Origin of the sequence: Kitasatospora viridis (assembly GCF_007829815.1) — a bacterium.
In the GTDB taxonomy this organism is placed as follows: domain Bacteria; phylum Actinomycetota; class Actinomycetes; order Streptomycetales; family Streptomycetaceae; genus Kitasatospora; species Kitasatospora viridis.
This window is the reverse complement of sequence record NZ_VIWT01000001.1, coordinates 576,923-591,648: the sequence shown is the minus strand read 5'-3', so window position 1 is coordinate 591,648 and position 14,726 is coordinate 576,923. Positions and strand designations below refer to the sequence as shown.

Genomic DNA, 14,726 nt, shown 5'->3' with positions numbered 1-14,726 from the left:
CCGGCGGATTCTGCCAGGGCCCGGCCGCCCTGACCCGCCGTCAGTCCTGGTGCGCGGTGCTCAGGCTCAGCTCCGCGGTGGCGTCCAGGTCGGCGGCGACGGCGGCGAGCTTGCCGCGGATCGCCGCGACCGCGTCCGCGCCCAGTGCGAGGCGCAGCGGCGGCTCGGGCAGGGCGAGCGCGGCGAGCAGCGCGTCGGCGGCCTTGGCCGGGTCGCCGGGCTGCAGGCCGTGGCTGCCGGAGAGGCCGCTGCGGACCGGGCCGACGGTCGACTCGTAGTCCTCGATCACCGTGGAGCCCTGCAGCGCGGGACCGGCGAACTCGGTGCGGAAGGCGCCGGGTTCGACGATCAGCACCTTGATCCCGAGCGGCGCGACCTCGCCGGCCAGCGCCTCGGAGGCCAGCTCCAGCGCGCCCTTGGCGGCGCTGTAGCCGCCGACGCCCGGGAAGGAGAGCGCCCCGCCCATGCTGCTGACCTGCACGACGGTGCCGCTGCGCTGCGCCCGCAGGTGCGGCAGCACCAGCCGGGTGAGCCGCAGCGGGCCGAAGAACATCACCTCCATCAGCCGGCGCAGCTCCTCCTCGCCGGTCTCCTCGACGGCGCCGACCAGCCCGAAGCCCGCGTTGTTGACCAGCACGTCGATCCGCCCGAAGGCGGCGAGCGCGTCCTTGACGGCCTGCTCGCACTGCTCCGGGTCGGTCACGTCCAGGCGCACCGCGCTGATCCGGCCCGGGAACTCCCCCACCAGCCCGGCCACCGTCTCCGGCCGCCGCACTCCCGCGACCACCAGGTCGCCCGCGGCCAGCGCGGCCCGGGCGAAGGCCGCGCCGAAGCCGCTGTTGGCGCCGGTGATGAACCAACGGCGCGCGCTGTCGTCGATCTGACTGTCCGTCATTCGATCCCCCTCGATCACTCTCACGTGCTGCCGACCCTACCGAAGCGGCCGGCACTGTCGGACCCCGTCCCTATACTCCCCGATCATGGAACTGCGCCAGCTTCAGTACTTCGTGGCCGTGGCCGAGGAGCGCAACTTCACCAGGGCGGCCGCCCGGGTGCACGTGGCGCAGCCGGGGGTGAGCGCCCAGATCCGGCGGCTGGAGCGCGAGTTGGGCCAGGAGCTGCTGGACCGCTCGGGCCGCTCGGTGCGGCTCACCGAGGTGGGCGCGGCGGTGCTGCCGTACGCCCGGGCGGCGCTGGCGGCCGTGGCCGGCGCCCGGCAGGCGGTCGACGAGCTGACCGGCCTGCTGCGCGGCCGGGTGGCGATCGGCGCGGTCACCTCGCACGACGTCGAACTCCCCGACCTGCTGGCCGACTTCCACCGGGACCACCCGGCGGTCGAGATCACCCTCGGGGTGGCCGACTCGGCCGAGCTGATCGAGGGCCTGCGCGGCGGCCGGCTCGACCTGGCCGTCGTCAGCATCGGCCCGCGCACGCCGGACGGCCTGGCGGTGCGGGTGATCGAGGACCAGCCGGTGGTCGCCGCGGTCAGCCACGACCACGAGCTGGCCGCCCACGACGTGCTGCCGCTCGCCGAGTTGCGCGACCAGCCGCTGATCAGCCTGCCCGAGGGCACCGGCCTGCGGGCCCTGCTCGCGGACGCCTGCGCCGAGGTCGGGATGACGCCGCGGATCGCCTTCGAGGCCAGCGACCCGGGCACGCTCGCCGCGCTCGCCGCCCGCGGCCTGGGTGCGGCGATCCTGCCCGGCGGCTACGCCGCCGCCCGCCCGGACGAGTTGCACACCATCGCGATCGACCCGCCGGCACTGCGCGGCCGCCTGGTGCTCGCCTGGCGGGCCGACGGCCCGCACAGTCCGGCCGGCCGGGCGCTGCTGGCCCGGGCCGGCGCGCTGTTGGGCCGGACGGGCGGTGTCCGCGCGGGGCGGCCGCCAACGGAGTGAACGGGCGCGCGCCGACTCGTCCGCGCCGTCCCGGGTCCGCCATGATCGTGTCGTCCGAGTGACACCGGATGACACCGGGTGGAGTGGCCGAGTGGCGAGGCAGCGGCTCGCAACGCCGCGCACAGAGGTTCGAATCCTTTCTCCACCTCGGCAGCACGACGGGGCCGGTCGGCTGACGCGCAGTCAGTCGACCGGCCCCGTCGGCGTCAGCCGAGCACGGCTCAGCTCAGCCGCCACTGTTGGTTGGAGCCGCCGGCACAGGTCCACAGCTGGGCGAGCGCGCCGTCCGTGACGCTGCCCCCGGTCACGTCCAGGCAGAGTCCGGACTGCACCCCGGTGACCGTGCCGTCGGGGTTGAACCGCCACTGCTGGTTGGCGCCGCCGTTGCAGCTCCAGATCTCCACCTTGGTGCCCGGGGTGGTCTGGTTGTCGTAGGCGTCCAGGCAGCGGGTGTCACCGCCGGTGTAGACGGTGAGTTGGCCCGACGGGGTCCGGGTCCACACCTGGTTGCCGCCGCCGTTGCAGTCCCAGATCTCCAGCTGGGTGCCCGGGGTGGTCCCGGCCCACGGCACGTCCAGGCACTTGCCCGCCCCGGTGGCCGAGACCACGCCGGACGGGACGGCGGGCGCGCCGCCGCCCGAGACCCGGTACATCACCGTGCCGTGCCCCGGCACCGTCGCGCTGATCGGGCCGCCGGTGGTGCTGCTGGCCCCGCTCCACAGGTCGGTCAGGGTGTAGGTCCCGGCGGCCGCCTTGCCGATCGCGCCGGTGCTGGTGGAGATGGTCGCGGCGGCGGAGTTCTCGTTGAAGAGCACCACCGCGACGTCCCCGCCGGCCAGCGGCTTGGCCAGCACGTCCAGCCCGCCGCCGGCGGCGACCAGTTGCCCCTGGCGGCCCAGCGGGTCCTGGTCCACCGCGAGCACCTGACGGTTGGTCAGGGTGGCCAGCGTGTCGGCGGAGGCCGCGGCGACGTTGGTACCGGCGATCAGCGGCGCCGACATCTCCGACCAGAGGGTGAACTCGCTGCGGTCCTCGGTGGCGGACATCCCGTTGCCCACCTCCAGCATGTCCGGGTCGTTCCAGTGGCCGGGCCCGGCGAAGGCGCCCAGGCCCACGTTGGCGTGGAAGATGCCGAGCATGCTGCCGTAGCTCGCGTTGATGTCGTTGGTGGTGCGCCAGGAGTTGCCGACCGGCGCGCCCCAGGTCCAGACCGACTCCTGGCCCCAGTTGCAGAGGCTGAACAGGATCGGCCGCCCGGTCGCGCGCAGCGCGTCCCGCATCGCGGTGTACCGGGTGGTGGCGCTGATCCCCTGGTTGGAGCAGTTGTCGTACTTCAGGTAGTCGACGCCCCAGGCGGCGAACGAGGCGGCGTCCTGGGTCTCGTGGCCCAGGCTGCCGGGGTAGCCGGCGCAGGTGGCGGTGCCGGCGTCCTCGTAGATGCCGAGCTTCAGCCCGAGGCCGTGCACGTAGGCGGCGGTGCCGGAGATGCCGTCGGGGAACTTGGCCGGGTCGGGCACCAGGTGGCCGGCGGCGTCGCGGTTCGAGGTCATCCAGCAGTCGTCGATGTTGACGTACTGGTAGCCGGCCGCCTGCATGCCGTTGCTGTGCATGGCGTCGGCGGTGGCCTTGATCAGCGCCTCGGAGACGTTGCAGCCGTAGGCGTTCCAGTCGTTGAAGCCGAGCGGGGGAGTGGTGGCCAGGCCGTTGTCGAGCGCGGCGGCCGGGGGAGCGGCGGCGAGCAGGGCGGCCGGGGCCAGCGGTGCCAGGAGGAGCAGCACGGCGGCCTTGGCGAGCAGGGAGCGGGTCAGTCGACGGATGTGCATCAGCGGCTCCGGGGAGAGGGGAGGACTGAGCCAAAATGTTGGAACAAGAGAACTATTGAGCGGACGCTCCGTCAATTACCGTGCAGTATCGAGTTTTTGTGTTGAAAAATGATCAGTAGGGTGTGAGTTCGGTCAGCTGCGCTCAAGCGGTCAGCTCAGGCGGCCCGATCAGCGGACCGATCAGCGGCCCGCTCAGGCGGTCAGCTCGCGCTCCAACGGGGTGCGGAACCGCGGGGTCACCCGGACCCCGTCCAACCAGCCCGCCAGCCGCTCCGCCTCGGCCGCCACGGCCACCTCGCCCGCCGTGCCGACGTCCCGCAGCAGCCGCCAGACCAGCTCGCCGTCGGCCCGCTGCGCCCAGCCGCCGACCACCCGGCCGTTCCACCACACCGTCGGACCGTTGTTGCCGCTGCGGTCGAACAGCGCCGGCGCCAGCTCCGGATCCAGGTACCAGTCGCGGCCCCGCCAGCCGAGCACCGTCGGGTCCAGGCCCGGCAGCAGCGCCGCCCAGGGCTCCACCTCGGTGGACTCCTCGACGTCCCCGGGGAGCACCAGGCCGGTGCCGCCGCCGTCCAGCGACACCTCCACCGCGCCCAGGTCGGCCAGCGCCGTGCGCACCTCGCGCAGCGTCCAGCCGGTCCACCACTTGACGTCCTCCACCGTGCCCGGCCCGTAGCCGGCCAGCCAGCGGCGGATCACCTCCGCCTTGGCCTCGCGCACCGGCACGTCCGGCCAGGGCGCGACCAGCGCCCACGGGTAGCTGCTGCTGAGCCAGGAGCCGCGCGGCTTGCAGCGCCGCATGTGCCCGTCCGAGGCGAGCAGCCGCAGCAGCCGGCTGCCCACGCTCTGCCGAGCCTCGTACGGCTTGCCCGGCGCCATCAGGATCGTCTCGCGCAGCGCCGGCACGTCCTCGGCGAGCTCGGCGGTGGTCGCCTCGCCCCGCTCGGCCAGTGCGGCCAGCACCGCCCGCTCGGCCTCGGCCAGCCGCCGCTCGTCCCACCCCTCGGCACCGTCGCGCAGGTGCTTCATCAGGGTGGCCCGCTCCTTGACCGCGATCGCCCTGGCCGCCGCCGCACTCACCTGCGGTGCCAGCTCCGCGCTGACCGCGAAGATGGTGCGCCGCATCGACAGCAGCTTCACCAGGCTGACGTCCCCGTAGAGGGCGCGCTCCACCTCGGCGGCCGAGGGCTCGGCCAGCCGGGCGCAGGCCGACAGGTACACCGTGGCCGCGTCGGTGGCGTGCAGCCCGACCAGGGCGTCCGCCACCCGCTCCACCCGGCCCGCCCGGGCGCCGGGCAGCAACAGGTGCCGCCGGGCCAGCCGGGCGCGGCGCTGCTCGTCGGTGAACCGGGCGGGGCTGGTGGGGTGCGTGGCCATGCCCCGGAGCGTAACCGGGCGCTCCGACAGTCCGGCGCACCGTCAGCGGGCGGTGCGCCGGTGACGATCCGTCAGGCGGCGGCCTTCTGCCGGGCCACCTCGCGCACCCGCTCGCCCAGCCGCCGGACCTGGCGGTTGCCCGGCTGGCTGGTCAGGCTGCGGCGCAGCACGTCGAAGTGCTCGTCGCCGCGGGAGGTGGAGAGCGCGGTGTAGTCGTCCAGGAACTCGCCCCAGGTGCCGGCGGCGGCCTCGATGTGCCCCAACTCCCACTGGCGGGAGGCGAGCACGCCGTTGGCGTGCAGCCGGCCCTGGCGCTCGTTGGCCGGTCGGACCCGGTTGGACTGGATCATCGCCCGGATCGAGCCCGGCAGGTCGCCCAGCGCGTACAGCACGCTGGAGACGTGGAAGTGGTAGGCCGCCCAGTCGTAGCCGCCGACCGCGTCGTTGCGGCCGTCGGCCTTGCCCAGCGCGATCTCCGTCTCGTTCAGCCGGGAGAAGGCGAGCCGCTGGTCGTGCACCAGGGCGGCGCCGTGCGCCTGTTGGCCGCGCAGGAAGGCGGTCAGCCGGGGGCCGGCGGCCGGCGCGCACTCGGCGGCGGCGTCCGCGTACTCCAGGGCGCGCGGACCGTAGCCCAGGTTGGCGGCCTGCAGCGACATGCCGCGCAGCGTGCGGCAGTAGGTCACGTGGTCCTGGCCGTCCTGGGCGAGGGACAGCGCCTCGCCGAAGTACTGCTGGCCCAGGCCGTGCGCCCGTTCGTACATCGCCATCCAGCCGGTCAGGTAGACCAGGTCGGAGGCGGCGGCCAGCATCGACTTCTTGGTGCTGGGCGAGCCGTCGGCGGAGAGCCAGGGCATCACCGTGTTGGCCAGGAAGGCCGCGCTCATCGGGCGGGCGTGGCCGCCGCCGAGCTCGTCGAGGATCGCGGCTATCCGCTCCGTCATGGCGCGCACGGTCTCGACTTCGCTCTCCCCGATGCGGACCGTGCGCCCGGCGCGCACCTCCTGCTGCGCGCCGTCCAACCGGTGCCCGAGCTCCGTGTACCCGGGCACCAGCATGGCGGCCGAGTAGAGGCCGGCGGCCAGCATCGTGCGGCGGGACGGATCCATGTCGTCCCGGACCAGGTCGACCAGGCCCTCCAGGCGGTTCCCGTCGGCCGGTCCGGTGGTCAGGCGGCTCCCGGCGGTCTTCGGCGTCGGACCGAAACCGGCCTCCTGGGAGGTGACCGGTCGGCCGAGCCGACGGGCGAAGGCCTCGTTGATCACCGGGCGGACCGCCGGTCTCGGCCGGACCCCCCGGAGCCAGTGCGAGACCGACGAGTGGTCGTAGGTCAGTTCCAGCCCGGCGTCCCGGCCGGTGCGGTTGACCGCCCGGGCCAGCTGGTCGTTGCCCCAGCGGGCCTCACCCATCAGTGAGGCCAGCTGTCTGTTCGGTGTGCGGGTCATGGCTCCCCCGTTCCCTTGCGCCCCCGTTTATCGGACCCCTTGGGACGCCCCCGCGTCCAGGGTCCGGTCGCGATTCACGTCATTCACGACTGAGTCAAGCATGGCCCGTTCTCAACCATCACGTAACCCGATTGACTGTGTATCAGTCGTGGGGGGCGGCTTGAGCGGATCCGCTCGGCCGTTCCCCGGGAACGTCGAGGAGAAGCCGTCATGGAGCGCGACTACCGTCCCCTGCGGGACGAATTCCACCTCACCGCCAACGGCGACGCGGTGCGGCGGGCGCGTGAGCGGGTGGTCGGACTCGCGCGGGACTGGGGGACGCCGCTGTCCGAGGACACCCTGGACGACCTGCGGTTGTGCGTCAGCGAGTTGGTGGCCAACGCGCTGGAGCACGCCGGGGGCGAGTGCCGGGTCTCGGTCGTCTGGGGGGACGAGACGCTCCTGGTCGAGGTGGCGGACCGCTCGCAGCGGCCGCCGGTGATGCTCTCGGCCGGGGACGAACTGCCGTCGGGGCGCGGGCTGGTGCTGGTGGACGCGCTGGCCGGGGGGTGGGGGTGGCGGCCGTTGCCGGGGGGCAAGGTCGTCTACTTCGCCTTCCCGGTGGGGGCGGTGCCGACCGGGCGGCGCGGGGGACCGGTGGCGGTGGGGCAGCGGCGGTAGCGGCCCCTCGGGGGAGGTCGCGGGCGGCCCGGCCGTGGGGGCCGGGCCGCCCGCTCGGTGGTCCGCATGGTCGATAAAGCGTCATATGCACATCGGCTGTGCGCGGGGGTTTCGGCGTGCGGGCCCCGGCCCGCCGCGGTGGACCGGGGCTGAGTGCGGGTCAGCCGCCGAGCAGGCGGCGCTCCAGCTCCTCGGTGATGCCGGTCGGCGAGTGCGCGGTGCCGGCGGGCGCGCGGCCGGGCAGGGTCCGCAGCCAGGCCCAGGTGTCGGCGACGGTCTCCTGCAGCGGCCGGCAGCGCAGGCCGGCGGTGGCGGCCTTGGCGGTGTCGCCGAGGTGCATGACACGGTGCAGGTCGCCCGGCGGGATCCAGACGGGCAGTTGGGTCCACGGTTCGACGCCGGCGGCCGCGAGCGCCTCGGGCGGGAGCCAGACCGGCTCGGCCGCGGCGCCGGTGACCGTGACGCAGGCGTCGACCAGGTCGCCCATGGTGTTGGCACCCGGCGGGGAGACCAGGTTGTAGGCGCCGCCCAGGCCGGCCGCCGCCGCGTCCAGCCCCCAGCGCGCGAGGTCGCGCGCGTCCAGGTACTGGATCGGCAGCTCGCGCGGGCCGGGGGCGAGCACCCGGCCGCCCCGGGCGATGTGGTTCAGCCACCAGGGCAGTCGGCCCACGTTCTCGTGCGGTCCGAGCACCAGGCCCGCCCGGGCGAGCAGCGCCCGCTCGCCGAACACCTCCTGCGCGGCGAGCTCGCCCCCGCGCTTGGCCGCTCCGTAGGGGGTGGCGTCGGTGCTGCCCGGGTCGCCGTCCTCGACCGCCGCCAGCTCGTTGAGCCCGTCGACGGTGGGGAAGGCGTAGACCGACCGGCTGGAGACGTAGAGGTAGTGGCCGACCCGCCCGGCCAGCCGCCGGGCCGCGGCCCGCACGGCGGCCGGCGCGCCGCTCCAGGTGTCCACGGCGATGTCCCAGTCGCCCTCGTCCAGCGCCCGCAGCCCGTCGAACGCCAGCCGGTGCCCCCACAGTGACCGCACCCCCTCGGGGGCCGGATGGTTGCCCCGGTTCAGCAGGGTCACCTCCCACCCGCGTGCCACCGCCTCCTCGGCGAACGCCCGCCCGACGAACTCGGTCCCACCCAGTACCAGAAGTCGCATGGGCCGACTTTCGCAGCCGGGCGCGGACCCGACAACGCCCGCACGCTCGCAGCGAACGCGGTCCGCTGTGAGCGCAGACGGTGGCTCAGCCCTCGGCGCCGTCCGCCACCCGGTCCGTGAGCCGCTCCGCGCGCTGCCGGGCGGCCTGCGGGGTGTTGAGGCCCAGGCCGAAGGCGATGTCCTGCCAGGTGAGGTCGCGGCCGCGGGCCATCCGGAGCAGGCCGAGCTCCAACTCGTCCAGCTCGGCCCGGACCAGGGGGAGCAGGGTGAGCGCGGCCAGCACGTCGTCCCGGTCCACGGCGGCCTCCCCCTCCTCCGCGAGGGCGGCCCCGGAGAGCAGGAAGCCGACCAGCCGGACCGCCTCGTGCGGCCCGAGCACCATCGGGTGCACCTGGCGGCCCCGCTGCTCGGGCGTGGCGGCGTGCCGCTCGGCGATCCGGAAGAGCGCGGCGGGCACCCGCTTGGCGCGGGCCTGCTCGGGGTCGGGGGCGGCGAACGGGTTCTCGGTGGCAGTCATGGTGGCAAGATTGACGGCTAGTCATCTTGTTGTCAATGGATAATGTTGAACACCTTGTTCATGTCGGGCGTGTGCTCCCGGACCCCGCCGCCCGGGCGGGCGAGGATCGACCGGTGAGCACCGCGAACCACCGCACCCCGGCGGAACCCGACGCCCCCTCAGGACGCGTTCCCCGCCTGGCCCCGCCCGGCTGGCTGCTCCGCACGCTGCGGCCCCAGCCGACCCCCGTGCCCAGGGCGGCCGCCGCCCGGGCCGCCGTCGGCATGGCGCTGCCGCTCGTCGTCGGCTTCGCCACCGACCACGCCGCGAGCGGTGCGCTGGCGGCGATGGGGGCGCTCGGGGCCGTGCTCGGCGACACCGCCGACGCCTACCGGCTGCGGGTCTTCAACATCGCCGTCCCGCAGCTGTTCGCCGCCGTCGGCCTGGTGCTCGGCGAGCAGGTGCACGGGCACGGCTGGACGGCCGTCATCGCGCTCACCGGACTGGCCCTGGTCGCCGGGATGATGAGCAACATCGGCGCGGTCTCCTCCGCCGCCGGGCTCAACCTGCTGCTCATGGGCGTGATCGGCGCCGGCCTGCCGATGCCCGCCCCCTGGTGGCGCGGGCCCGTCCTGGTGCTGCTCGGCGCCGCCCAGATCCTGCTGCTCGCACTGCTCGCCTGGCCGGTCCGCTCCCGGGTGCCCGAACGCTCCGCCGTCGAGCAGGCGTACCGCGCCGCCGCCGACCTGCTGGACGCCGCCGGCGGGCCGCAGGAGCAGTGGACCGCCGCCCGGGCCCGGGTCACCGCCGCCCTCGACCACGCCTACGACCTGCTGCTCTCCCGCCGCGCGCTGGCCCCCGGCCGCAGCCACGGCATGTCCCGGCTGATCGCCCTGCTCAACGCGATCACCCCGCTGGTCGAGGCGGCGCCCGCCGCGCACGAGGCCGGCGGACTGCCGCCCGGCCCGCTGAGCGCCGAGGTGCGCCAGGTCGCGACGGCGATCGGCCGCGGCGGCGCCCCGGTGTCGGCCCCGGCGTCGGCGGAGCCGGTGGCGCGGACCGGGACGGCGGCGGAACGCGCGGTCGACGCCGCCCTGGTGCACGTCCACGAGGTGCTGGCGGGCGAGCACCAGGTGCCCGACCGGATCGGCGCGCCCACCTCGCTGCGCAGCCGGTTCCGCTCCGCCACCCGCGAACTGCTGCTCTCCAGCGACTCCTGGCGCTACGGGCTGCGGCTCGCACTCTGCCTCGGGGCGGCGCAGGCGCTGGTCTCCACGGTGAGCGTGCCCCGCTCCTACTGGGTGCCGCTGACGGTGACCTTCGTGCTGAAGCCGGACTTCGGGTCCGTCTTCTCCCGGGCGGTACTGCGGGCGCTCGGCACGGCGGTCGGACTGGTCGGCGCGGCCCTGATCCTGGAGGCGGTGCCGCGCGGCTGGTGGGAGGTGCCGGTGGTGGCGGTGCTGGCGGCCCTGCTGGTGGTGGTGTCGCGGCGCAGCTACGGGCTGCAGACGGCGGTGATCACGCCGCTGATCCTGGTGCTCTCCGACCTGTTGAGCCATCAGGGCGTGCACCTGCTGGTGCCGCGGCTGGTGGACAGCCTGATCGGCTGCGGGATCGTGCTGGTCGCCGGCTACGCACTGTGGCCCGAGAGCTGGCACTCCCGGGTCGGCGCCCGCCTGGCGGACGCGGTGGACGACGCGGCGCGCTACCTGGAATGCGCCTTCGCGGGTTCGGCCGGCGCGCCCGGCGTGGCTGGTGCACCCGGTGGGCCCGGCCCGTCCGGTGCACCAGGCCTGCTCGGCGCTTCCGGCGCGCCCGGGTCCCCCGGCCGCTCTGGCGCGTCCGGATCCCCCGCCCCGCCTGCCCTGTCCACCTCTCCCACCCCTCCCACCCCTTCCACCTCTCCCACCCCTCCCACCCCTCCCACCCCGGCGGCTCGGGCGCGGTTGCGTCGGCGGCTCTACCGGGACCTGGCCGGGATGCGGGCGGAGTTCCAGCGGGCGCTGGGCGAACCGCCGCCCACGGGGGCCCGGGCGGCGGCCTGGTGGCCGCTGCTGGTCTCGGTGGAGCGGGTGATCGACGCGGGGACGGCGGCCGTGGTGGAGACGGCGCACGGCGCGCCGCCGCCCTCACCGGCGGAGGTGACGGCCACCACCGCCGCGCTGCGCGAGCTGGCCACCGCCGTGCGGACCAACACCCGCGCCCCGGAACCGGCTCCCGTGCCGCCGGGCCCGCTCGCCGCCGTCCGCCGCGAGACCGCCGCCGCCCGGCACGCCCTCCGGGGGCCGGTCGACGCACCGTCAGCCGCCGAGTCGGCTCCCGAGTGAGCGGAACCGGTCGATCCGCGCCGCGGGTACCACCAGCCGGGCCGCGTGCGCGAGTTCGGCGGCCAGCGCGGGGAGCAGCTGGGCGAGCAGGTCGGGCGACTCCGGGACCAGGCGGTCCACCACCCCCTCGCGCAGCAGCTCGCGGGCGCCGATGCGCTGCTGTGCGGCGAGGCGCGGGGCGTGGTCGGGCGTGCGGTGCAGGATCACCGAGGCGCCCTCCGGCGGGAGGGGGGAGAGCCAGGCGTGCTGCGCTGCGAGCGCCCGGTCGGCGGGCAGCAGGGCGAGCGCCGCGCCGCCCGCGCCCTCGCCGAGCAGCAGGCTGACCACCGGCACCGGCAGGGCGCTCAACTCGGCCACGCAGCGCGCGATCTCGCCCGCCAGGGCGCCCTCCTCGGCGGCCGGGCTGAGTTCCGCGCCGTGGGTGTCGATCACGGTGAGCAGTGGCAGCCGCAGCTCCGCCGCCAGCCGCATGCCCCGGCGGGCGGTGCGCAGGCCGCCGGGGCCGACCGGGCCGTGCAGCGCGGCGGCGGCCCGGTCGTGGCCGACCACGACGCAGGAGGCGCCGGCGATCCGGGCCAGTGCGAGCCGCATCGCGTCGTCGCGCTCGCCGGCGCCGGTGCCGCTCAGCGGCACCACCCGGTCCGCCAGCGCGAGCAACTCGGCCAGCCCCGGGCGATCCGGCCGACGGGTGATCCGGACCGACTCCCAGACGTCCACTCCGCCGACGTCCGCCCCCGACGGTGCGTCAGAAGTCGGCGGGCCCGACGTCCCACGCGCCGTCAACACTTCCGACGCCGCCAACACCTCCAACACCGCCACCAGCCGCTCCCGCAGCTCCGCGTCCGGCAGCACCGCGTCCACCGTGCCGAACCGCGCCAGGTGCTCGGCCCGCTGCACGCCCTCCGGGAACGGCTCGCCGTACAGCGCCTGGTGGACGCGCGGGCCGAGGAAGCCGACCAGCGCGCCGGGCTCGGCGGTGGTGAGCTGGCCGAGCGAGCCCCAGGAGGCGAGCACGCCGCCGGTGGTCGGGTGCCGCAGGTGCACCAGGTACGGCAGCCCGGCGGCCTTGTGCGCGGTCACCGCGTTGGCGATCGCGATCATCCGGACGAAGGCCGGCGTGCCCTCCTGCATCCGGGTGCCGCCGGAGGCGGGGAAGCCGAGCAGCGGCAGCCGTTCGGCCGTGGCCCGCTCGACGGCGTGCAGCAGCCGGGCGGCGGTCGCGGTGCCGATCGAGCCGCCCAGGAAGCCGAACTCGCTGAGCAGCAGCGCCACCCGGTGCCCGCCGATCCGGCCCTCGCCGGTCAGCGCCGCCTCGTCGGCACCGCTGCGGGCCCGGGCCCGGGCCAGGTCGGCGGCGTAGTCGGGCCCGGGGTCCGGGTCGGTCACCGGGGTGTCCCAGGAGCGGAAGCTGCCCGGATCGAGCAGCCGCTCGGCGAAGGTCAGCGCGGCGGGCCGGGGCGGCGGTCGGTCGTCGGTCACACCGTCAAGTGTCGGCAGTGCCGCCGCGCGCGGACAACATCGACTCGGTCACACCGACTCGGTCACACCGTCAGACGACCACCGGACTGCGCCGCTCGACCAGCACCACGTCCCGCCACCGGCCGTGCAGCCGGCCGATCCGCTCCCGGGTGCCGATCACCCGGAACCCGGCCCGCCGGTGCAGCGCGAGGCTGGCCGTGTTCTCGGGGAAGATGCCGGACTGCACGGTCCAGATCCCGGCCGCGTCGGTGGACTCCAGCAGCGCGGTGAGCAGCCGGAAGCCGACGCCCCGCCCCTGCGCCTCGGGGCGCACGTACACCGAGTGCTCGACCACGCCCGCGTACGCCGCCCGCTCGGACACCCGGGAGACGGCGGCCCAGCCCAGCACCAGGTCGTCCCCGTCCACCGCGACCAGCCGGTGCCCCGGCAGCCGGCCCGCGTCGAACCTCTCCCAACTCAGCTCCGCCGTCTCGAAGGTGGCGTTCCCCCCGGCGATCCCGAGGCGGTACACGTCGAGCACCTGCCGGGCGTGCCCGGGCCGCATCGATTCGATCTTCATGACAGCCCAGGCTAGAGCCGGGGGAAGAGCGTGCCGGGAGCGGGCAGGCGGCCGTCCGGGGCGGGGGTGCACTGGGCCAGGATCCGGGTGGCGGCGGTCGGCAGGAACGGGGCGAGTTGCTCGCCGAGGGTGCGGCAGGCGTGCAGCAGCACGGCGAGCTGGTCGGGGGCGTCGGCCGGGTCGGACCAGGGGCGGGTGCGGTCGAGGTGGCGGTTGGCCGCGGCGGTCAGCCGGCAGAGCGCCCCGGTGGCGCGGCGCGGGTCGTAGGCGTCGAGGGCGGCGGCGATCTCGCCGGGGAGGGCGACGGCCTCGGGGAGCGGCGCGGCGGGCGCGGCGCTCCCCGCCTTGCCGTCGAGCTGACGGTGGATCAGGGTGACGACCCGTTTGACCAGGTTGCCGATCCCGCCGGCCAGGTCGGTGTTGGCCCGGTCGACCAGCCGCTCGACCGTGAAGTCGGTGTCGCCGACCTTCGCCACCTCGCGCAGCAGCCACCAGCGGACGGCGTCCACGCCGTGTTCGGCGACCAGGCCGACGGGGTCCACCGTTGTGCCCGCCGACTTGCTGATCTTGCGGCCGCCGACGGTGAGGTAGTCGTGCACCAGCACCTCGGTGGGGAGCGGCAGGCCGGCCGAGAGCAGGATCGCGGGCCAGTACACGGCGTGGAAGCGCAGCACGCCCTTGCCGCACAGGTGGGTCCGGCGCACCCCGTCCCGCCACCAGCGCCGCAGGTCGGGCGTGTCGCGCGCGTCGGCCGGGTCGGGCGAGCCGAGGCCCAGCGCGCTGAGGTAGCCGGCCAGCCCGTCCCACCAGACGTAGACCACCTGCGAATCGTCCCCGGGCACCGGGATGCCCCAGCCGCGCGCCCGCTCGCGGGACCGCGAGACCGAGAAGTCGGGCAGGCCGACTTCCAGCAGCGCGAGCACCTCGTTGCGCCGGGCCGGCGGGTCGATCCGTAGCCGGCCCTCGGTGATCTCGGTGTGCAGCCGCGCGGTGTGGCGGGAGAGGCGGAAGAACCAGTTCTGCTCGGCGACCGTCTCGGGCTCGGTGTGGTGCTCGGGACACCGCCCGTCGACCAACTCCTCGGGCTGGTAGAACTGTTCGCAGCCCACGCAGTACCGGCCGCGGTACTCCTTGCGGTACAGGTCGCCGGCCGCCGCGCAGCGGCGCCACAGTTCGGCGACGCCGGGAGCGTGCCGGGGATCGGCGCTGGTGCGCAGGAAGTCGTCCAGCTCGACCTCCAACGGAGCGGCCAGGGCCCGGAAGGCCGCCGCATGGCGGGCCACCAGGGTGCGGACGTCGGTCCCGGCGGTCCCGGCGGCGAGCACGTTCTTCAGCGAGTTCTCGTCGGTACCGCCGAGCAGCCGCACCTCGCCGCCGCTCGCGCGCCGGTGCCGGGCGAGCACGTCGGCCTGCACGAGTTCCAGCGCGAACCCGAGGTGCGGGCGGGCGTTGACGTAGGGGAGCGTGGTGGTCAGGTAGCTGCGCTGACGCGTGGTCATGGGGCGGTCCTCCGGCTCG

Annotated in this window: 12 protein-coding genes and 1 tRNA gene; 4 read left to right on the top strand and 9 right to left on the bottom strand. The window is 75.4% G+C overall.

Annotation, left to right across the window (positions count from 1 at the left end; all coding sequences use genetic code 11):
* Positions 1 to 40 precede the first annotated feature (40 nt).
* Complete coding sequence (locus FHX73_RS02725) at positions 41 to 895, bottom strand: oxidoreductase (RefSeq protein WP_145903086.1); 855 nt, start codon at positions 893 to 895, stop codon at positions 41 to 43.
* 85 nt (positions 896 to 980) lie between these two features.
* On the opposite strand from FHX73_RS02725, the gene FHX73_RS02720 reads away from it, so the two are divergent.
* Together FHX73_RS02720 and FHX73_RS02715 are read left to right on the top strand one after the other, a co-directional pair.
* The gene (locus FHX73_RS02720) at positions 981 to 1,898 is read left to right on the top strand and encodes a LysR family transcriptional regulator (RefSeq protein ID WP_145903085.1); all 918 of its coding nucleotides are present in this window, start codon (positions 981 to 983) and stop codon (positions 1,896 to 1,898) included.
* A gap of 77 nt (positions 1,899 to 1,975) precedes the next feature.
* Positions 1,976 to 2,046 (top strand) — tRNA-Cys (locus tag FHX73_RS02715).
* Positions 2,047 to 2,119: 73 nt separating this feature from the next.
* Here FHX73_RS02715 and FHX73_RS02710 read toward each other — a convergent pair.
* From FHX73_RS02710 to FHX73_RS02700, 3 genes are all read right to left on the bottom strand, one after another.
* On the bottom strand, positions 2,120 to 3,721 hold the full coding sequence (locus FHX73_RS02710; protein WP_145903084.1) for a glycoside hydrolase family 27 protein: 1,602 nt from the start codon (positions 3,719 to 3,721) through the stop codon (positions 2,120 to 2,122).
* Between the two features lie 192 nt (positions 3,722 to 3,913).
* Positions 3,914 to 5,098: a winged helix DNA-binding domain-containing protein gene (locus tag FHX73_RS02705; protein WP_145903083.1), complete on the bottom strand. Its 1,185-nt coding sequence runs from the start codon at positions 5,096 to 5,098 to the stop codon at positions 3,914 to 3,916.
* Positions 5,099 to 5,169: 71 nt separating this feature from the next.
* Complete coding sequence (locus tag FHX73_RS02700) at positions 5,170 to 6,540, bottom strand: NsdA family TPR-like regulatory protein (protein ID WP_145903082.1); 1,371 nt, start codon at positions 6,538 to 6,540, stop codon at positions 5,170 to 5,172.
* Positions 6,541 to 6,750: 210 nt separating this feature from the next.
* On the opposite strand from FHX73_RS02700, the gene FHX73_RS02695 reads away from it, so the two are divergent.
* Positions 6,751 to 7,200 (top strand): ATP-binding protein, encoded by a 450-nt coding sequence (locus tag FHX73_RS02695; RefSeq protein WP_145903081.1) that lies wholly within the window; start codon positions 6,751 to 6,753, stop codon positions 7,198 to 7,200.
* A gap of 160 nt (positions 7,201 to 7,360) precedes the next feature.
* Here FHX73_RS02695 and FHX73_RS02690 read toward each other — a convergent pair whose 3' ends face one another.
* Together FHX73_RS02690 and FHX73_RS02685 are read right to left on the bottom strand one after the other, a co-directional pair.
* Positions 7,361 to 8,347: an NAD-dependent epimerase/dehydratase family protein gene (locus FHX73_RS02690; RefSeq protein WP_145903080.1), complete on the bottom strand. Its 987-nt coding sequence runs from the start codon at positions 8,345 to 8,347 to the stop codon at positions 7,361 to 7,363.
* An 85-nt stretch (positions 8,348 to 8,432) separates the two neighbouring features.
* Positions 8,433 to 8,864: a DNA-binding protein gene (locus tag FHX73_RS02685; protein WP_145903079.1), complete on the bottom strand. Its 432-nt coding sequence runs from the start codon at positions 8,862 to 8,864 to the stop codon at positions 8,433 to 8,435.
* Positions 8,865 to 8,899: 35 nt separating this feature from the next.
* Between FHX73_RS02685 and FHX73_RS02680 the strand changes: the two genes are divergently transcribed.
* A complete protein-coding gene (locus FHX73_RS02680; RefSeq protein ID WP_145903078.1) occupies positions 8,900 to 11,170 on the top strand; it encodes an FUSC family protein in 2,271 nt (756 codons plus the stop codon).
* Here FHX73_RS02680 and FHX73_RS02675 read toward each other — a convergent pair.
* The 3 genes from FHX73_RS02675 to metG all read right to left on the bottom strand — a co-directional run bounded on the left by FHX73_RS02675 (position 11,144) and on the right by metG (position 14,707).
* Positions 11,144 to 12,649 (bottom strand): carboxyl transferase domain-containing protein, encoded by a 1,506-nt coding sequence (locus FHX73_RS02675; protein ID WP_145903077.1) that lies wholly within the window; start codon positions 12,647 to 12,649, stop codon positions 11,144 to 11,146. The genes FHX73_RS02680 and FHX73_RS02675 overlap by 27 nt on opposite strands.
* 70 nt (positions 12,650 to 12,719) lie before the next feature.
* Complete coding sequence (locus FHX73_RS02670) at positions 12,720 to 13,208, bottom strand: GNAT family N-acetyltransferase (RefSeq protein WP_246213315.1); 489 nt, start codon at positions 13,206 to 13,208, stop codon at positions 12,720 to 12,722.
* Between the two features lie 11 nt (positions 13,209 to 13,219).
* The gene (gene metG / locus FHX73_RS02665) at positions 13,220 to 14,707 is read right to left on the bottom strand and encodes a methionine--tRNA ligase (RefSeq protein ID WP_145903076.1); all 1,488 of its coding nucleotides are present in this window, start codon (positions 14,705 to 14,707) and stop codon (positions 13,220 to 13,222) included.
* Between the last annotated feature and the right edge of the window lie 19 nt (positions 14,708 to 14,726).